Raw genomic sequence first — 18,620 nt, forward strand, 5'->3', positions numbered from 1 at the left:
GGGGGTGCGGAGTGCGGCTGGGCGGCTGCGCGCCTCGTCGTCGTCCTCAGGCGGCGGGGGCCACGCGCACCGGGATCCCGGCGGCCATGCGCAGGTGCGGGGTGTCCACGAGGAGCAGCTGGGCCTGGGGCTCGGGGACGGCGCCGGAGCAGCCGACCGACCCGACCACCTGGCCGGGCAGCACCCGGTCTCCGGGGCTGACCCGCACGGAGCGGCGCTGCAGGTGCGGCAGGACGGCGTAGCGGCCGCCGCCGCAGTCCAGGACCACGTGGTTGCCGAGCACCGCGCGGGTGCCGACCAGCTCGCGCGCCGCGTCCAGCAGCCCGCCGCAGGCGCGGGCCAGCCGGCTCTGGCGGCAGGCGTGGTCACGCGCTCCCTCGACCACGCGCAGCACGGTGGCGTCGGCGGGGGCCAGCACCGGCTCGCCGAACGTCGCGGCGTCGCCCACGGGCAGCAGGCCGAGGCGGCGGGCCAGCGCGGCGCGGCGGCCCGGCACGGGAACGGCGGCCGGGTCGGGGACGGCGACGTCGAGGACCAGGCCCACGGCGTGCGCCCGGCCGTAGGAGCCGGGGCCGGTGGAGCCGGAGTCGTCGGCCTCCACGCAGCTGCCCGCGAGGGGGGCGGCCACCAGCTGCAGGGACGACCAGCGCCCCCGCGGTGCCAGCACGGACAGCAGCGACGCCAGGGCCACCAGCGAGACACCGGCCAGCCCGATGACCGTGGCGCCGTCGCCGGCCAGCTGGGGCCACGGCAGCGGCAGCAGGTGCAGCGCAGCACCGGCGGCCACCAGACCCGCGCCCGCCAGACCGGCCGCACCGCGGACCCGCGCGCAGGCGCGGACGGCCAGCGGGGTGCGCGCCGGCGACGTCACCAGCTCCAGGGTCGCGCTCGACCGCTCCCCGCCCTGGGAGGGCGCCTGGGCGCCGCCTTCCAGCAGCACCAGCTCGTCCAGCAGGGAGCGCGAGGGGTGCGGGATGTCCGGCAGTGCGGTCACTCGAGCACGCTAGGCACGCGGGGCGCCGGATCTGCGGCGCCACGCCGGTGGGTCCACGGGGAACACCGGACCGCCGCCAGAGCCCTCCGGTGGCGGTGGGAGGCGCCGCCGCTCTGCTGCGGGTGCGGGTGCGGGTCAGGGGAGCCGACGGCCCCCGCGCGGCAGCACCGCCTCGCCGGCGCGCGCCGGCTCGAGCGGGACGTCGGAGAGCAGGACGGCCGCGCCGCGGTGCAGCCGCCCCGACCCGAGGGGCTCGCAGCGCAGCCCGCCCCGACCGCGCAGCGCCGCGTGCGCTCCGGGGGCCAGCTGGCGGTCCATCCACGCGCACGGCGCGGCAGGACGGCGACCCGCCAGGAGCACCGGACCCCCTCCGCAGTCCAGCGCGAAGGTCCGCCCCCGCAGCGGCTCCAGCTCGGCGCCGCGCAGCACGACGTTCCGCCTCGCCAGGAGCGGGTCGAAGGGGACGGCGCCGAGCTGCGCGGCCACGGCTTCCAGGGCCTCCACCGCGAGCAGCGTCACGGCGGCGTCCATGTGGGCGGCCTTGCCGAAGAACCTGTCACCGACGATCCCGCGTCCGGCGACCACGTCGGCGCTCTCGCGGTCCTCCGACGCGGGTCCGGTCGCGCCGCCGTCGCCCTGGTGCTCGTCGGTGTCGAAGGGGAGCGGACCGTCCTTCGGGCGGCCGAAGTACCGGTGCACCGGTGAGACCAGCAGGTGGAGGACCTCCACCGGCGTCCGGTGGACCAGCAGCGCCAGCGCCTGCTCCGAGGCCGTCACCGGTGCGGGCGCGGTCACCGGTGCAGCGGGCCCGGCCCGCAGCGCACGGGCACCTGCGCCACGCGCCAGCCCTCGGCGGCCGCGGCCGCCAGCAGCTGCTCGGGCGCCGAGCCGTCGACGGCGGCCAGCAGCTGGCGGCGGGCGGCCAGCGCCGGAACGGCGTCGCCCAGGCGCAGCGGTCGGCCGGTGGTGTCGCAGGGCCCCGGGGTCCCGCTCCGTGCGGCCAGCTCGGTCAGGCGCCGGTCCATCCGGCGGGCGGCCGCGCCGTCGAGGAGCCGTCGGTGCAGCGGCCACCGCCACAGCGCGGTGGGGTCCCACGCCCGGCGGCGGACGGCCACCACGAGGTCGGCGCTGCCGCGCGCCACCGGCTCCGCGAGCCGCTCCAGCTCTCGCGGGTCGACCCCGCTGCGGCCGTCCATGAGCGCGACCACCGGCGCCGTGGTGCGCTCCAGGCCCGCGGCCCAGGCCGCCTCGAGCCCGTCCGGGGCGTGCCCGTCGAGGGGCGCGACCACCCCGCGGTAGCCCTCGGGCAGGCGGGCCAGCACCCAGTCCGGCGCGCGGCCCCGCGCTGCGGCGAGCACCGCGTCGACGCGGGCCGTGCCGGGCGGCGGGGAGCAGGCGAAGGTCGGCTCCAGGTCCCTCGCGGCGTCGTGCACGCTCTCCACGAGGTCCGACGGTACGTCGCCCAGCACGTCGTGCGCCCACAGGTGCTGGTCGGGGGCGCGTCGTCCACAGGCGCGGTCCGCGGCGCTCGGCTGCGGGCCGGTGCGCCAGGACCATCGACGGGTGCCCCAGACCACACCCACCGCCGGGTGCACCAGCGGCTACCGCGACCTCGGAGACGACCTCCGCGCCCTCGCGGCGCCGAGCGAGGCGCTCGCGCAGCTGGCCGCGCGCCTGCGGACCGCCGCCTCGACGGTCGAGGCCCAGGCGGCCGTGCACCGCGGGCTGCTCGCGCTGGACTGGCACGGGCTCGCCGCGACGGCCTTCGTCGGGCTCGTCGCGGTGAGAGCGCTGCGGCTGGAGCGCCTCGCCGGAGAGCTGTCCGACCTCGCCGACGGCGCAGCCCGACGGGCTGCCGCGGGCGACGCGGTGCGCTCCGCCGCCGGGTGGGCGTCGTGAGCGCTGACGAGGGCCTCCGGGTCTCAGGTGGGGCGGGTGGCACGGCGGTCGAGCTGGAGGACCTCGACCACGCCGCGACCCGCCTCCACCACAGCGCCGCGGACCTGCGCGAGGCCGGTGCAGACCTGCACCGGGGGAAGAGCCTGCTCCAGGGCCTCGACGGCGTCCTGGCGGACCCCGGAGCCGTGCTCGCGCTCGAAGGCGGCCTGGTGGCTGCGCACCAGGAGCTGCAGCAGGTCGCTGAGAGCACCGAGGGCCTCGCCCAGCTGGTGGCGGTCTGCCTCGCCGGGTACCGGACCGCGGACGAGGCCGACCGGAACCGGTGGGCCGCGTTCGGGGCAGCGGTGGGGCTCGTGAGCCCCGTCATCCCCGTGCTGGGGTGGGTCGTGACCGAGAACACCTCGGCGTGGCGGCGCGAGCCACCGGGCGGCGGCGGGGCCGAGGTGCCCGCCCCGGGCGCCCCGTCCGCGGTGCAGCAGCTGCCGCCGCCGGGTCCGGGCGTCGCGCTCGGTCCGCCGAGCGGGGCGGTGCCCTCCTCCGCTCCTGCTCTCCCCGGGCTCACCGGGTCGTTGCCCGCCACCGCCGATCCGCAGCTGGTGCCGGTGCCCGGTGCTCCGGTGCCGGCACTGCCGGGCGCAGGCGCGCCGGTGGTCCCCGAGGCCGAGCAGCACCCGGACGGGCTGACGGTCCTCGGCCGCTTCATCGGGCCGGCGGAGGAGCCGTTCTTCGGCGCGCTGGCCGGTGCCCTCGCCGGGCCCGCGGCGCTGCTGGTCCCGGCGGCACCGCTCCTCATGTCCCGTGCGTCGTCGTCCGGCGCCGACCGTGGCATCGGAGCCAGCACGAGGACCGTCGTGACCCCGCGCCCCCTGCCAGCGGAGGTCGCCGCTGCTGGGGCGCCCACAGGTGTCGGCGACGTCCTCCGACGCCTCGAAGACGCGCACGAGGCCCCCCGGTCCGAGCTCCGCATCCGCGTGGAGCGGACGGTCCACGCCGACGGCAGCCGTTCGACGATCGTGTACCTGCCCGGCACGAAGGACTGGTCGTCGGGGTCCACCAACCCCGCGTCCTGGGACGCGATCGCGCTGGGGATGGCCGGTGAGCCCTCCGCCTTCACGGACGCGGTCGTGAAGGCCGTGGAGGACGCCGGCGTGGAGGCCGACGAGCCCGTCATGCTCGCCGGCTACAGCCTGGGCGGCATCACGGCGGCGCAGCTGGCCGCCGACCCCGCCCTGCGGGCCCGGTTCGACGTGCAGGGGCTGGTCACCGCGGGCTCGCCCATCGGGAACGTCGACCTGCCCCCCGACGTCCAGGCGCTCTCCCTGGAGCACGACGAGGACCTGGTGCCCAAGCTCGAGGGCGTCGAGAACACCTCGCTCCGGAGCAACCAGGTCACCGTCACGGCACCCACGCCCGGCCAGCTGGGCGCCCACGAGGTGCAGGGCTACGCGGTGCTCGCGGAGGCGGTCGACGCCTCCGACGACGCCTCGCTGACCGCCGTCCGGGCAGCCGTGGGGCAGTTCTTCTCCCAGCCGGGCGACAGCACCACGGTCACCGAGGTGGCGGCGACCCGGGTGGACCGGTGAGGCGCCGGCCCGGACGGCCCGGACAAGCCGGCCGGCCCGGACGGCCCGCGGTCAGGCGCGAGCGCGCTCGCGGCGCTCCACGCGCAGGTCGTCCATGTCCTCCAGCTCGCGGCCCTTCGTCTCGGGCACCGCCCTGAGGACGAAGAAGAACGACAGCAGGGCCAGCACCGTGTAGAGGCCGTACGCCAGCGGCAGCCCGACCTCCGCCAGCGGCGGGAAGGTCGTGCTGATGACGAAGTTCGCGATCCACTGGGCCGCGGCGGCCACCGACAGGGCGGCAGCGCGGATGCGACCGGGGAACATCTCGCCGAGCAGCACCCAGACGATCGGGCCCCACGTGATGCCGAACGAGACGATGAAGAGGTTGGCCGCCACCAGTGCCACCGGGCCCCACGGAGCCGGCAGGGAGAGGTCCTGGCCGTTCGCGGTGCCCTGCGTGAAGGCGAGGGCCATGGCGCCCAGCGACACGGTCATGCCCAGGGAGCCGGCCAGCAGCATGGGACGGCGCCCCACCTTGTCGACCAGGGCGATGGCGATGAGCGTCACGAGCACGTTGGTGATGGCCGTGATGACCGAGAACAGGCCGGACTGCTGCTCGTCGAACCCGACCGAGCTCCACAGCGAGGTGGAGTAGTAGAAGATCACGTTGATGCCGACCGCCTGCTGGAAGACGGACAGCAGGATGCCGACCCAGACGATGGGCTTCAGGCCCAGGCGCGGGCCCCGCAGGTCGCGCAGCGACGGCTCGCGCTCGGCGGCCAGGTGCTTGGCGATCTCGGCGATGCGCCGCTTCACCAGCCCGCGGTCCTTGAGGCCCTGGATGCTGGCCAGCACCCGCCCGGCCTCCTCCTGGCGCCCCTTGGCCACGAGGTAGCGCGGTGACTCCGGCACCGCGAGCGCCAGACCGGCCCAGACCACGGCGGGGATGACGCCGACGAGGAACATCCAGCGCCAGGCGGGCAGGCCGAGCCAGAAGTCCTCGCCGGCCCCGCTGGCGGCACCGGCCAGCAGCGCGTTGGAGACCAGGGCCGACAGGATGCCGACGGTGATGGCGAACTGCTGCAGGGAGCCGAGCCTGCCGCGGATGGCGGCCGGGGAGACCTCGGCGATGTAGGCGGGGGCGATCACCGACGCGGCGCCGATGCCCACGCCTCCGACGGCCCGCCACAGGATGAGGTCCCACACGGCGAACGCCAGGCCGGAGCCGATGGCGCTGACGGCGAAGATCGCGGCAGCGATGACCATGACGCGCGTGCGGCCGAACTTGTCGGCCAGCGGGCCGGCGAACCACGCGCCCACGGCCGCGCCGAGGAGCGCGCACGAGACCGTGAAGCCCTTGAGCAGGGCGCCGATGCTGAACTGCGCGGCGAGGGCGTCGACGGCACCGTTGACCACGGAGGAGTCGAACCCGAAGAGGAAGCCGCCCACGGCCGCCACCACGGCGATGGCGATGACCTTGCCGGTGGTCTTCTCCCCGCCCGCGGGGGACCCCCCGCCGCTGCGCTGCGTCGTGCTGCTCACCCCGGGCACCCTCCTCCTGCCGCAGGCGCCTCGCACGCCGAGACCTCTCGTGATCGCCCTCCCGGGTGGCGGTCTGCGCGGCCTACCGTGGCGCGCGTGAGCAGCCCGCCGTCGTCGTCCTCGTCCTCCTCGCCCGTGGCGGTGTCTCCGCGCGTGCGCGCAGCGGTCAGCGCCCTGCCCGGCTACCTGCCCGGCCGGCCCGCGCCCTCAGGCCCCGGGGGCGCCTCGTACAAGATCTCCTCCAACGAGAACCCGTACCCGCCGCTGCCGGCCGTGCTCGAGGTGGTGCAGCGGGCCGCAGCGGAGCTGAACCGCTATCCCGACATGGGCTCGGCGGACCTGGTCCACGCCCTCGCCGAGCACCTCGACGTGCCCGCGGCGCGCGTGGTGCCCGGCACGGGCAGCGTCGGCGTGCTCGGGGCCGTGCTGCAGGCGGTCTGCGAGGCCGGTGACGAGGTGGTCTTCGCGTGGCGCTCCTTCGAGGCCTACCCGATCGTCGTCGGGCTGTCCGGCGCGACGCCGGTGCCCGTCCCGCTGGACGGCGCCGGCCGCCACGACCTCGGCGCGATGGCCGACGCCATCACCGAGCGGACCCGCCTCGTGCTGGTCTGCACGCCGAACAACCCCACCGGTCCGGTGGTGGGCGCCCAGGAGCTGGAGGCGTTCCTCGCCCGCGTGCCGCGGGACGTGCTCGTGGTGGTGGACGAGGCCTACCTGGAGTTCGTGCGCGACCCCACCGCCGTCGACGGGCTGGCCGTCCACCGCGCCCACCCGAACGTCATGGTGCTGCGCACCTTCTCGAAGGCGTACGGGCTCGCGGGCCTGAGGGTCGGCTACGCGGTGGCGCACGAGCCCGTCGCCGACGCGCTGCGCCGCGCTGCGGTGCCCTTCGGCGTCTCGGGCATCGCCCAGCTGGCGGCCGTCGCGTCGCTGCAGCAGGCGGACGCCCTCATGGAGCGCGTGGACGCCATCGTCGACGAGAGGGAGCGGGTGGCCTCCGAGCTGGCGCGCCAGGGCTGGCGGATCCCGCGCTCGGAGGCCAACTTCGTCTACCTGCCGGTGGGCAGCTCCACCCCGGACCTCGTGGCCGCCTGCTCCGACGCCGGCCTGTCGGTGCGCGGGTACGGCAGCGACGGCGTCCGCGCGACGGTGGGTGACGTCCCCGCGGACGACGTCCTCCTGGAGGTGTGCGGGGCCTTCCTGCAGCGCTGGAGCCCCGACCGGGTGGGCTGAGGGGGGCACGGGGAGGAGGGTGGCGCGCGGCGCTTCCGCAGGAGACCTACGGGACCGTAAGGTACGGTCCCGTAGGTAGTCCAGCACAGGAGGTCGCGTGCCCCCCGTCGCCCCCGCGCCGCAGGCGCCGGTCCAGCTGCTCAGCCCCGCCGGGGTGCGGCGCAGCCAGCCGACCGGTGAGCACGAGCACCCCGACGTCGAGGAGTACGCAGCCCTCGTCGCCGAGGTCGGCGCCGAGCAGCTGCGCGCCCGCTACCGCGACATGGCGCTGGTGCGCCGCTTCGACGTCGAGGCGACCGCGCTGCAGCGCCAGGGCGAGCTGGCCCTGTGGGCCAGCTGCACCGGCCAGGAGGCCGCCCAGATCGGCGCCGGGCACGGCCTGGCCCGTCACGACCACGTCTTCCCCACGTACCGCGAGCACGGCCTCGCGTGGGTCCGCGGGGTGGACCCGCTGCAGGTGCTGCAGCTCTACCGCGGCGCCAGCCACGGAGGCTGGGACCCGGCCGCCCACGCGTTCCACGTGTACACGCTGGTCATCGGAGCCCAGCTGCCCCACGCCACCGGCTACGCCATGGGGATCCAGCGGGACGGCCTCGTGGGCACCGGAGACCGCGGCCGCGACACCGCGGTGATGGCGTGCTTCGGTGACGGCGCCAGCTCCCAGGGCGAGGTCAACGAGTCCCTCAGCTGGGCCGCCGTCTTCAGCGCCCCGGTGGTCTTCTTCTGCCAGAACAACGGCTGGGCCATCTCCGCCCCCGCCTCGCGCCAGAGCGCAGCGCCGCTGCACGCGCGGGCCGCGGGCTTCGGGATGCCCGGCGTGCAGGTCGACGGCAACGACGTCCTCGCCGTCGAGGCGGTCGTGCGCGCTGCGGGCGACCGCGCCCGCAGCGGCGCCGGCCCCACCCTCGTCGAGGCCGTCACCTACCGCGTGAACGCGCACACCACCTCCGACGACGCCGGGCGCTACCGCACCCGCGAGGAGGAGGAGTCCTGGGTCGCCAAGGACCCGCTCACCCGCGTCGAGGCCCACCTGCGCGCCACCGACGGCGCCGACGACGCCTTCTTCGCCGCCGTCCGGGAGGAGTCCGACGAGCTCGGCGCCCGGGTGCGCCGCGGGGTCCGCGAGATGACCGACCCCGCCCCCACCTCGATGTTCGACCACGCCTACGCCGCTGAGCACCCGCTGGTCGCCTCCGAGCGCGCCTGGCTGGAGACCTGGCTGGCCACCGAGCCGGAGGAGGCCCGATGAGCGCCACCACCACCCGTCCCGGCGCCGCCGGCGCGGGAGCGACCGCCGGTGCCGCGCCCGCATCGGGCACCGCCACCCTGACCCTCGCCAAGGCCATCACCGCCGCCCTGCACGACGCCATGGCCGCGGACGACAAGGTCCTGCTGATGGGCGAGGACATCGGCAGGCTCGGCGGCGTCTTCCGCGTCACCGACGGCCTGCAGGCGGCCTTCGGCGAGGACCGCGTGGTCGACACCCCGCTCGCCGAGGCCAGCATCCTCGGCACCGCCGTCGGCCTGGCGCTGCGCGACTACCGGCCCGTCTGCGAGATCCAGTTCGACGGGTTCGTCTACCCCGCGTTCAGCCAGATCGTCACCCAGCTGGCCAAGATGCCGGCCCGCCTCGCCGGGACCGCGCAGCTGCCCGTCGTCGTCCGGATCCCCTACGGCGGGGGCATCGGCGCGGTGGAGCACCACAGCGAGTCGCCCGAGGCCTACTTCGCCCACACCGCGGGCCTGCGGGTCATCACGCCGGCCACCCCGCAGGACGCCTACTGGATGCTCCGGCAGTCGCTGACCCAGCCCGACCCGGTGGTCCTGCTCGAGCCCAAGCGCCGCTACTGGGACAAGGGCTCCGTCGACACCTCGGCCGAGGCGCTCGCCGCGGCCCCCGGCCTGCACAGCGCCCGCGTCGCCCGCCCCGTCAGCGACGCCCGCGTCTCCGAGGGCGGCGCCGTCACCGTGGTCGCCTACGGCCCCACCGTGCGGGTGGCCCTCGACGCCGCCCTGGCCGCCGCCGAGGAGGGCGTGGAGCTGGAGGTCGTCGACCTGCGCAGCCTCTCCCCGCTCGACGTCGGCGTGGTCGAGGCCAGCGCCCGGCGCACCGGCCGCGTCGTCGTCGTCCACGAGGCCCCGGTGTTCCTGGGCATGGGGGCGGAGGTCGCCGCGCGCGTCACCGAGAGCTGCTTCCACTCCCTCGAGGCGCCCGTGCTGCGCGTGGGCGGCTTCGCCGTGCCCTACCCGGCGGCGCGCATCGAGGAGCACTACCTGCCCGACGCCGAGCGCCTGCTCGACGCCGTCGACCGCGTCCTCGCCTGAGCCAGGCCCTGATCCCGTGACCATCCTCGAGGAGGCGTCCGTGACCACCCCGACGAGCACCACGAGCACCCAGCACTTCCTCCTGCCCGACGTCGGCGAGGGCCTCACCGAGGCCGAGGTCGTCAGCTGGCGCGTCGCCGTGGGCGACGTCGTGGCCGACGGCGACACCGTGGTCGAGGTCGAGACCGCCAAGTCCCTGGTCGAGCTCCCCTCGCCGTTCTCCGGCCGGGTGGTCGGCCTGCTGGTGCCCGAGGGCACCACCGTGGACGTCGGCACCCCGCTCATCGCCGTGGAGACCGCTGCTCCCGCAGAGCAGGCCGGCCGGCCGGTGCAGGACCACCCGCACCGCCCCGCGCCCGTGGCGCCCACCGGCCAGGGCGGTTCCGGCCTGGAGGGCGGTCCCGTCTCCGCCGTCGACCACGAGCACGAGGTCGAGCGCGAGGCGGTGCTCGTCGGCTACGGCGTGAGGCCCGCCACCCACGGCCACGCCGCGCGCCGCCGCCGCACCGTCCGCAGCCAGCGCCCCGCGGGCCAGACGGCGTCCGCCCCGCCCCGCCAGGGCGGCGCCTCGGACAAGCCGCTCGCCTCGCCGCCGGTGCGCGCCATGGCCCGCGACCTCGGCGTGGACCTGGCCAGCGTCACCGCCACCGGGGACGGCGGCGTGGTCACCCGCGACGACGTGCGCGCCTTCGTCGACGCCCGCGGCGCCCTGCCCGAGGCGCCCGCCGGCCAGCGGCCCGACGACCTCGCGGTGGTCCAGCTGCCCGCCGACACCACCTCCACCGAGCCGGGGTCGGACCGCGAGACCCGCATCCCCGTGCGCGGCGTGCGCCGCGCCACGGCCCGCCAGATGGTGGCCAGCGCCTTCACCGCGCCCCACGCCACCGCCTTCGTCACGGTGGACGTGACGCGCTCCATGAAGATGCTCGAGCGCGTCCGCGCCGAGCGGGAGTTCCGCGACGTGCACGTCTCCCCGCTGCTGCTCGTGGCCCGCGCCGTGTGCCTGGCGGCAGCGCGCCACCCCGGCATCAACGCCAGCTGGGACGAGCTTGCGCAGGAGATCGTCATCAAGCACTACGTGAACCTCGGCATCGCCGTGGCCTCCCCGCGCGGCCTGCTCGTGCCGAGCATCAAGGACGCCCACGAGATGTCCCTGGTGCAGCTCGCCCACGCCCTCGGCGACCTCGTCTCCACCGCGCGCGCTGGGCGCTCGCAGCCCGCCGACCTGTCGGGCAGCACCCTGTCGATCACGAACATCGGCGTCTTCGGCGTCGACTCAGGCACCCCGATCCTCAACCCCGGCGAGGCCGCCATCCTCTGCGTGGGCCAGGTGGCCAAGAAGCCGTGGGTGCACAAGGGGAAGGTCAAGCCCCGCGACGTGGTGGAGCTGTCGGTCTCCTTCGACCACCGCCTCGTCGACGGCGACCTCGGCTCCAAGTTCCTCGCCGACGTCGCGCGCGTGCTCGAGCGGCCCGACACGGCCCTGCGCTGGGCCTGACCGACCCCGCCCTCCCCGCACTTTCCGCGGAAAGTGCCTTTCCCGTGCCCTTCTTCTCGCACTCTCCGCGGAAAGTGCGAGAAGAGGGGGTGGTCAGTCGGTGCTGAGGCGGCCGGCGAGGTAGCGCAGCGCCGCCAGGTAGCCCTCCGGACCCATGCCCGCGACGACGGCCGCGGCCACGGGGGAGATGTAGGAGTGCGCCCGGAACGGCTCCCGCGCGTGCACGTTGGTCAGGTGCACCTCCACCAGGGGCGCGGTCAGCTGGGCGCACGCGTCGCGCAGCGCCACGGACGTGTGGGTCCACCCCGCGGGGTTGAGCACCACGCCGGCGCCGAGGTCGGCGGCCTCGTGGACCCAGCCGATCATCTGGCCCTCGGTGTCGGTCTGCCGGCAGGTCAGCTCCAGACCCAGCTGGGACGCGACCTCCGTGCACCGGGCCTCGATCTCCGGCAGCGTCGTCGCGCCGTAGACGGCGGGCTCGCGCAGGCCCAGGCGTCCGAGGTTGGGGCCGTTGAGCAGGAAGACGGGTGCGGTCACGCCGCCTAGGGTGCCAGCCGTGACCAGTGCCCAGCAGGGGACCGTGCAGGTGAGCGTGCTGCAGGTCGGCTACGACGACGACGAGCCGGTGGCCGCCCGCGTCGACCGCGTGGCGCAGCTGGTGGCCGACCAGCGCGGCGCCGACCTCGTGGTGCTGCCCGAGCTGTGGGCGCCGGGCGGCTTCGCCTACCGCGAGTGGGAGCGGCGAGCGGAACCGCTCGACGGGCCGACCGTGCGGGCCCTGGCCGACGCCGCGCGCGCTGCCGGTGCCGTGGTGCACGGGGGCTCGCTGGTGGAGCGCACCGAGCAGCCCGGGCCGCAGGGGCGCCACCTGTGGAACACCTCGGTGGTGCTGGGACCCGACGGCGCCCTGCTGGCCAGCTACCGCAAGGTCCACCGGTTCGGCTTCGGGGCGGGGGAGCCTCTGCTCATGGAGGCCGGTGAGGACGTCGTCGTCGTCGACCTCCCCCTCGGACCGGAAGGCGAGGCGGTGAGGACCGGCCTCGCCACCTGCTACGACGTGCGCTTCCCCGAGCTGTTCCGCCGCCAGGTGGACCTCGGTGCCGAGCTCGTGCTGCTGCCCGCGGCCTGGCCGGCGGCGCGCTTGGCGCACTGGCGGCTGCTGACCCGTGCGCGCGCCGTGGAGGACCAGGTGGTGCTCATCGCGGTCGGGACGGCGGGCACGCACGCGCGCACGCCGATGGCGGGCCACAGCGCCGTCGTCTCGCCGTGGGGCGAGGACCTCGCCGAGGCCGACGCCGACGAGCAGGTGCTGCGCGTGGAGGTGGACCTCGGCGAGGTGGCCCGCTGCCGGGAGCAGTTCCCGGTGCTCGCCGACCGCCGCCTGTAGCGAGCGGGCCAGCGGCCGGGCCCGGTCAGGCCGTCGCGGCGACGGCCTCGTGCAGGGCGGTGGCCGTGAGGTCCACCACGTCGTCGGCGTCGTGCGGTGCGGAGGGGAAGGGCAGCCGCAGGTGCAGGCGGTCGCCGTCGGAGAGCACGCCGAGCACGGTGGCTCCCCGCTCGTCGACGGCCACGGGCAGCACGTCGGCCAGGTCGGAGGTGCCGCGCCAGGCCGGTCCGTCCAGCACCATGCGGGAGCGGGCGGCGGGGCTGGCGCGGCGCAGCCCGTCGAGCAGCTCCTCGCGCAGGTCCACCCGCAGCCGCTCGAGGGCGTCCGCCTCCCAGGGCGCCACCGGGTCGGGGACGGCCGCGGCGAACTCCTCGGCGTCGACCTCCTCGCAGCGGGGTGCCCGGTGGCAGTGGGCGTGCTCCACGGTGCCGCGCAGCAGCCGGCGCCCGCGCCAGCTGCGCAGGGCCTCGGACAGGCTGTGGCACGCGGCCAGCAGCTCCAGCGCCGCCGGGCGCTCCGAGGGGGGCACCTCCTCCAGCTCGAGCCAGACCTGCACGCTGGCGAGCGGCACCGTCGCATCGGGCAGGGCGGCGCTGCGCTCCACCTCCAGCACGCACGTGCCCGGGTGCGGGCCGACCGGCGGCAGGTCGGGCAGCACGGCGTCGGGCGGCAGGAGGAGCACCACGCGGCCCTGCTCGTCGCAGCCGTGCAGCACGCCGTGGCTGCGCCAGCCGGCGACGGCGAGGACGGCGACGCCGGAGCCGGCGGCCACGGTGCGCGCGGTCACCGCGGCGGTCAGGAGGTCGGTGGAGGCGGGGGAGGCGGCGGTCACGGGCGCCAGTGTGGACCGGGCCCGAGGAAATAGGCAAGGCTTGCCTAAGTTCTTGGACGTCCCCGGGGTGTCGGCTCGGCGGCATACCCTCGACGGGTGGTGCTCGAGCGGGACGCGACGGCTGTCCGAGACGTCGACGGCGCAGGTCGCTCCCCCGTCGCCCTGGCCCTCGTGCTGGGCCTCCCCACGGCCCTGGTGGCAGTGGTCGTGTCGATGGTGGCCACCGGTGCGGCCGTGCCCGGGGTGCTGGGCGACGCCGGGCCCGTCGTGCGCTGGGGCCTGCCCGTGCTGCGCACCACCGGGGACCTCGCGGTCTCCACCGTGCTCGGGTCGCTCGTCCTGCTGGCGTTCGCGCTCGTGCCCGGCTCCCCCGCCTGGCGGGCGGTCTCGCGGCTGGCCTCCGGCGCTGCCGTCGCCTGGGTGCTGACCGCCGTCGTCCAGCCCGTCCTGTCGTTCGCCGACATCGCCGGCACGCCCCTGAGCAGCGCGGGCCTGGGGAGCCAGATCGGCTACTTCCTCACCGAGGTCCCCCCTGGCCGCACGCTCCTGGCCACCGCTGTGCTGGCGGTGCTCGCCGGCACGCTCGTGGCCCTCGGCACCGCCACGCCGGCCTCGGCCGCCGTCGCGGCGCTCCTCACCGCCGCGGCGCTGGTGCCGATCGCCCTGGGCAGCCACGGCAGCGCGGAGGGCGGCCACCACACGGCGGTGTCCGGCTGGTGGCTGCACGCCCTGGGCGTCGGGGTGTGGTTCGGCGGGCTGGTCGCCCTCGCCGTGGCCGGGCCGCACCTCGGGCGGAGCCTCCCGGTGGTGGTGCGGCGCTACTCCGCGATGGCGCTCGGGGCGTTCGCGCTCGTCGTCGTCTCGGGCCTGGCCAACGGCTGGGTGCAGATCGGCGCCACGGCCTCGGGCCTGCTCAGCCCCTACGGGGCGCTGCTCGGCGTGAAGACGGCCGCCGCCCTCGCGCTGGGGGTCGCCGGGTGGCTGCACCGCCGCAGCGCCATCGCCGGCCTCGACGGCGCCGTCGAGCGGGGCAGGAGCGCCGCGGGAGCGCCGTCGCCGTTCTGGCGGCTCGTGGGAGGTGAGGTGCTCGTCATGGCCGCCGCGGTCGGCGTGGCCGTCGCGATGGTGCGCACCGGCCCGCCCGCCGGCGCCGACGGCGGTCCGCGCTCGCTGGCGGAGCAGCTCACCAGCGACGTGGTGCCGCCGCTGCCCGCCACCCCGCTGCGGCTGCTGCTCCAGCCCGCCCCCGACCTGCTGTGGCTGGTGGTGTGCGGCGCCCTGGTGGTCGCCTACGCGGCGGGCCTGGCCCGCCTGCGCGCCCGGGGCGACCGCTGGCCGGCCGGCCGCGCCGTCTCGTGGTTCGCCGGGGTCGCGGTGCTGGCGTGGGCGACGTCGTTCGGCCCGCAGGCCTACATCGACCTGCTCTTCAGCGCCCACATGGTGGCGCACATGACGATCATGATGGTCGCGCCGATCCTCCTGGTGGCCGGTGCGCCGATCACCCTGGCGATGCGCACCCTCCCCAAGCGGCGCGACGGCAGCCGCGGTCCCCGCGAGTGGCTCATGGTGCTCGTCCACTCCCGGTGGGCGCGCTTCGTCTCCCACCCCGTGGTCGCCGCGGTCCTCTTCGCCGGCAGCATCATCGTCTTCTACTACTCCCCGCTGTTCGGGCTGGCGCTGTCCACGCACCTCGGTCACGAGCTCATGGAGGTGCACTTCCTCCTCACCGGGTACCTCTTCGCGTCCGCCGTGATCGGGGTGGACCCCGGCGCCTGGAACCCGCCCTACCCGCTGCGGCTGCTCCTGCTGCTGGCCACCATGGCGTTCCACGCCTTCTTCGGGGTGGCGCTCACCGGTGGCAACGAGCTGCTCGCCGCCGACTGGTTCTCCCGCCTGGGCCTCGGCGTGGACGCCCTGGCCGACCAGCGCACCGGCGGCGCCATCGCCTGGGGCATCGGGGAGATGCCCACCCTGGTGCTGGCCATCGTGCTGGCGGTGCAGTGGTCGCGCAGCGACGAGCGCGAGACCCGCCGCCGCGACCGCGCCGCTGACCGCGACGGGGACGCCGAGCTCGCGGCCTACAACGCGATGCTGGCCGCCCGGTCCGGTGGCTCCCCTGACAGCGCGACCCAGGGTGCTGGTAGGCAGGAGCGATGAGCCGCACGCCCGACGGCACGCCCTTCTCCGACCTGGTCGCGTACACCCGGCTGCCCCGCACGGGGGGTCTCGCGCTCTCCCCGGACGGCACCCGCCTGGTCACCGCGGTCTCCCAGCTCGACGAGCGCGGGGGCGGCTCCACCACGGCGCTGTGGGAGGTCGACCCCACCGGCCGGCGCCCGGCGCGGCGGCTGACGCGCGGCGCCGAGGGCGAGTCCTCACCAGCCTTCACCCCCTCTGGCGACCTGCTCTTCACCTCCGCCCGCCCCGACCCCGCCGCGGCGGAGGACGACGGCGACGACGCGCCGGCCGCGCTGTGGTGCCTGCCGGCAGCGGGCGGCGAAGCGCGGAAGGTGGCGGTGCGCCCGGGCGGTGTCGCGGGCGTCGTCGTGGCCCGCGAGGCCGGGACGGTGCTGCTCGGCAGCCCCACGCTGCCCTCGGCCACCGACGCCGCCGACGACGCTCGGCTGCGGAAGCTCCGCAAGGACACCCGCACCACCGGCGTCCTGCACGACGCCCTCCCGGTGCGGAACTGGGACCACGACCTCGGCCCCGACCGCCACCGCCTCCTCGTGGCGGCCTCCGGAGACGGGGTCGACGTCGGAGCGGTGCTGTCGGGAACCGGCGGCCGCTCGGGCAGCGGCGACGACCGCCTGGAGCTGCGCGACCTCACCGGCCACGTCGGTGCGGCCCTGCCCGACGACCCCGCCTGGACGATCACCGCAGACGGCTCGACGGTGGTCACCGAGTGGCACGTCCCCGAGGCGCGCGGCGACTCGCGGACCAGCCTGGTCGCCGTCGACGTCGCCACCGGGGAACGCCGGACCCTCCTGGACGACGTCTCCCACGACCACACCGCGCCCGTCGCAGCGCCCACGGGCGGACGCGTCGCGGTGCTGCGGTGGAGGCGCGCGACGCCGTCGCACTCGATGGACGTCGACGTCGTCGTCGTCGACGCGGCCACCGGGGAGAGCCTCGTGCTCGCCGCCGGGTGGGACCGCTGGCCGGCGTCGCTGACGTGGACCCCCGACGGCACCGCGCTGCTCGTCACCGCCGACGACGGCGGCCGCTGCCCGGTCTTCCGCCTCGCCGTCGACGGGTCCTCCGCCGACGGGGCGGAGCGGCTCACCGCCGACGACGGCGCCTACTCCGACGTCGTCGCCTCCCCCGACGGCCAGTGGGTCTACGCCCTGCGCGCGGCCGTCGACGCCCCGCCGACCCCGGTGCGCATCCCCGCGGCCGGCGGCGAGCCGGAGGTCCTGCCGGCGCCCGCGCACGCGCTCGGCGCCTGGGACGCGACCGGCCCGCAGCTGCCGGGCACCCTCACCGAGGTCACCGCCACGGCCGAGGACGGCACCCCGGTGCGCGCGTGGCTCGCGCTGCCGCACGGCGCCGGCCCCGACAGTCCCGCCCCCCTGCTGCTGTGGATCCACGGCGGTCCGCTGAGCAGCTGGAACGCGTGGAGCTGGCGCTGGAACCCGTGGCTGGCCGCGGCCCGCGGCTACGCCGTGCTCCTGCCCGATCCCGCCCTGTCCACCGGGTACGGCCTCGACTTCATCGAGCGCGGGCTGGGGCGCTGGGGCGCCGAGCCCTACACCGACCTCATGACCATCACCGACGCCGCCGTGGCCCGCGACGACGTCGACGCCGAGCGCACCGCCGCGATGGGCGGCTCCTTCGGCGGGTACATGGCCAACTGGGTGGCCGGGCACACCGACAGGTTCCGGGCGATCGTCACGCACGCCTCCCTGTGGGCGCTCGACCAGTTCTCCGGCACCACCGACTTCCCCGCGGAGTGGGCGAGGGAGATGACCGCCGAGATGGTGCGCCACAACTCCCCGCACGACCACGCCGACGCGATCACCACGCCGGTCCTCGTCATCCACGGGGACGACGACGACCGCGTGCCGGTCGGGGAGGCGCTGCGCCTCTGGTACGACCTGCTGAGCCGTTCGACGGAACCCGACGGGCGGTCGCCGCACCGCTTCCTGCTCTTCCCCGACGAGGGCCACTGGGTGCTCGGCGCCGGCAACGCCCGGCTCTGGTACGCCACCGTCTTCGCCTTCCTGGACCAGCACGTGCTGGGCCGGCCGTGGACCGCACCCGAGGAGCTGGGATGACGACGAGGACCACGAACGTGCGCTGGGGCGTGCTCGCCACCGGCGGCATCGCCGCCACGGTGAGCGGCGACATCGCGCTCGTGCCGGGCGCGGAGCTCGCCGCCGTCGCCTCCCGCGACGCCGGCCGTGCGGCCGCCTTCGCGGACGAGCACGGCTTCGCCCGCTCCTACGGCTCCTACCGCGAGCTCATCGAGGCCGGCGCTGACAGGTCGAGCGAGGCCGGGCTCGACGCCGTCTACATCGCCACCCCGCACGCCCAGCACGTGGCGCTGGCCCGCGCGTGCGTGGAGGCGGGGCTCCCCGTGCTCGTGGAGAAGCCCGTCGGCTGCACCGCCGCGGCCACGCGCGGGCTCGCGGAGCTGGCGCGCGAGCGCGGCGTCTTCGTCATGGAGGCGCTGTGGGCGCGCTTCCAGCCCAACCACGTCCGGCTCCGCGAGATCCTCAGCAGCGGCGTCATCGGCGAGGTGCGGTCGGTGGCGGGCGACCTCGGCTTCGCGCTGCCCTACGACCCCGCCCACCGGCTGTGGGACCCCGAGCAGGGCGGCGGCACCCTCCTGGACACCGGCGTCTACCCGGTGTCCTTCGCGCAGGGCGTCTTCGGCGGCTCCCCGCGGGCGGTCCACGCGGTCGGCGTGCTCGCCGAGAACGGCGTCGACGCCGAGGCCTCGCTGCTGCTCGACTGGGGCGGCGGCCGCACCGCGCGCCTGGGCTCCACGCTGCTCGCCCACGCCGGTGGCGCGGGGACCATCACGGGCACGAAGGGCCGCATCGAGGTGGCCGGGCCGCTGCACAAGCCGTCCCACCTGCAGGTGTGGGCGGACGGTGCCGGCCGCGACGACGAGCCCAGCGAGGTCGTCGACCTGCCCGTGACGGGCCGGGGCTACGTCCACATGGTCGAGCACGTCCACGAGTGCCTGGCCGCCGGACTCGTGGAGAGCCCGGTCATGCCCATGTCCGACTCGGTCGCCGTCGCGGAGGTGCTCGACGCCGCCCTCGACGCCCTGGGCGCCGTCCACCGCGACGACGACACCGCCCTCGTCTGACCACGAACACCCTCGCTGGAGCTCATGC

General features: G+C 76.4%; 16 protein-coding genes. 10 read left to right on the forward strand and 6 right to left on the reverse strand.

From position 1 onward, the window contains the following. Positions 1-46: 46 nt before the first annotated feature. From FMM08_RS11150 to FMM08_RS11160, 3 genes are all read right to left on the reverse strand, one after another. Positions 47-994: a M23 family metallopeptidase gene (locus FMM08_RS11150; protein ID WP_147926439.1), complete on the reverse strand. Its 948-nt coding sequence runs from the start codon at positions 992-994 to the stop codon at positions 47-49. Positions 995-1,129: 135 nt separating this feature from the next. Then, positions 1,130-1,789, reverse strand: a complete 660-nt coding sequence (locus tag FMM08_RS11155) for an MOSC domain-containing protein (protein ID WP_255472285.1) — start codon at positions 1,787-1,789, stop codon at positions 1,130-1,132. Continuing rightward, complete coding sequence (locus FMM08_RS11160) at positions 1,786-2,436, reverse strand: glycosyltransferase (protein ID WP_187279696.1); 651 nt, start codon at positions 2,434-2,436, stop codon at positions 1,786-1,788. Before FMM08_RS11160 ends, FMM08_RS11155 begins: the two co-directional genes overlap by 4 nt. A 121-nt stretch (positions 2,437-2,557) precedes the next feature. On the opposite strand from FMM08_RS11160, the gene FMM08_RS11165 reads away from it, so the two are divergent. After that, the gene (locus tag FMM08_RS11165; protein WP_147926441.1) at positions 2,558-2,893 is read left to right on the forward strand and encodes a hypothetical protein; all 336 of its coding nucleotides are present in this window, start codon (positions 2,558-2,560) and stop codon (positions 2,891-2,893) included. Next, positions 2,890-4,476 (forward strand): hypothetical protein, encoded by a 1,587-nt coding sequence (locus FMM08_RS11170; protein WP_147926442.1) that lies wholly within the window; start codon positions 2,890-2,892, stop codon positions 4,474-4,476. The genes FMM08_RS11165 and FMM08_RS11170 overlap by 4 nt, the downstream gene beginning before the upstream one ends. Positions 4,477-4,527: 51 nt before the next feature. On the opposite strand, the gene FMM08_RS11175 is transcribed toward FMM08_RS11170, so the two are convergent. Continuing rightward, a complete protein-coding gene (locus tag FMM08_RS11175) occupies positions 4,528-5,997 on the reverse strand; it encodes a sugar porter family MFS transporter (protein WP_147926443.1) in 1,470 nt (489 codons plus the stop codon). A 96-nt stretch (positions 5,998-6,093) separates the two neighbouring features. Between FMM08_RS11175 and FMM08_RS11180 the strand changes: the two genes are divergently transcribed. The 4 genes from FMM08_RS11180 (at position 6,094) to FMM08_RS11195 (ending at position 11,053) form a co-directional block, all read left to right on the forward strand. Continuing rightward, the gene (locus tag FMM08_RS11180) at positions 6,094-7,230 is read left to right on the forward strand and encodes a histidinol-phosphate transaminase (protein ID WP_222710672.1); all 1,137 of its coding nucleotides are present in this window, start codon (positions 6,094-6,096) and stop codon (positions 7,228-7,230) included. 97 nt (positions 7,231-7,327) lie between these two features. Further along, positions 7,328-8,479: a thiamine pyrophosphate-dependent dehydrogenase E1 component subunit alpha gene (locus FMM08_RS11185; RefSeq protein ID WP_147926444.1), complete on the forward strand. Its 1,152-nt coding sequence runs from the start codon at positions 7,328-7,330 to the stop codon at positions 8,477-8,479. Continuing rightward, complete coding sequence (locus tag FMM08_RS11190; protein ID WP_147926445.1) at positions 8,476-9,555, forward strand: alpha-ketoacid dehydrogenase subunit beta; 1,080 nt, start codon at positions 8,476-8,478, stop codon at positions 9,553-9,555. The genes FMM08_RS11185 and FMM08_RS11190 overlap by 4 nt, the downstream gene beginning before the upstream one ends. A gap of 40 nt (positions 9,556-9,595) precedes the next feature. Further along, the gene (locus tag FMM08_RS11195) at positions 9,596-11,053 is read left to right on the forward strand and encodes a dihydrolipoamide acetyltransferase family protein (protein ID WP_147926446.1); all 1,458 of its coding nucleotides are present in this window, start codon (positions 9,596-9,598) and stop codon (positions 11,051-11,053) included. Positions 11,054-11,146: 93 nt separating this feature from the next. On the opposite strand, the gene aroQ is transcribed toward FMM08_RS11195, so the two are convergent. Beyond that, on the reverse strand, positions 11,147-11,590 hold the full coding sequence (aroQ, locus tag FMM08_RS11200; RefSeq protein ID WP_147926447.1) for a type II 3-dehydroquinate dehydratase: 444 nt from the start codon (positions 11,588-11,590) through the stop codon (positions 11,147-11,149). A 43-nt stretch (positions 11,591-11,633) separates the two neighbouring features. Between aroQ and FMM08_RS11205 the strand changes: the two genes are divergently transcribed. Further along, entirely contained in the window at positions 11,634-12,440 is an 807-nt protein-coding gene (locus FMM08_RS11205; RefSeq protein WP_147926654.1) for a carbon-nitrogen family hydrolase, read from the forward strand. A 25-nt stretch (positions 12,441-12,465) separates the two neighbouring features. Here FMM08_RS11205 and FMM08_RS11210 read toward each other — a convergent pair whose 3' ends face one another. Next, the gene (locus FMM08_RS11210; RefSeq protein ID WP_147926448.1) at positions 12,466-13,272 is read right to left on the reverse strand and encodes a hypothetical protein; all 807 of its coding nucleotides are present in this window, start codon (positions 13,270-13,272) and stop codon (positions 12,466-12,468) included. Between the two features lie 96 nt (positions 13,273-13,368). Between FMM08_RS11210 and FMM08_RS11215 the strand changes: the two genes are divergently transcribed. The 3 genes from FMM08_RS11215 to FMM08_RS11225 are packed head-to-tail and all read left to right on the forward strand — an operon-like array spanning position 13,369 to position 18,592. Continuing rightward, positions 13,369-15,429, forward strand: coding sequence for a bifunctional copper resistance protein CopD/cytochrome c oxidase assembly protein (locus FMM08_RS11215; RefSeq protein ID WP_147926449.1), 2,061 nt, complete (start codon positions 13,369-13,371; stop codon positions 15,427-15,429). Then, positions 15,426-17,549 carry an alpha/beta fold hydrolase gene (locus FMM08_RS11220; protein WP_147926450.1) on the forward strand — a complete coding sequence of 708 codons (2,124 nt, stop codon included), beginning with the start codon at positions 15,426-15,428 and terminating at the stop codon, positions 17,547-17,549. The genes FMM08_RS11215 and FMM08_RS11220 overlap by 4 nt, the downstream gene beginning before the upstream one ends. Further along, positions 17,546-18,592 carry a Gfo/Idh/MocA family protein gene (locus tag FMM08_RS11225; RefSeq protein WP_147926451.1) on the forward strand — a complete coding sequence of 349 codons (1,047 nt, stop codon included), beginning with the start codon at positions 17,546-17,548 and terminating at the stop codon, positions 18,590-18,592. The genes FMM08_RS11220 and FMM08_RS11225 overlap by 4 nt, the downstream gene beginning before the upstream one ends. Positions 18,593-18,620: the final 28 nt, after the last annotated feature.

Origin of the sequence: Quadrisphaera setariae, assembly GCF_008041935.1 — a bacterium.
Classification (GTDB): Bacteria; Actinomycetota; Actinomycetes; order Actinomycetales; family Quadrisphaeraceae; genus Quadrisphaera; species Quadrisphaera setariae.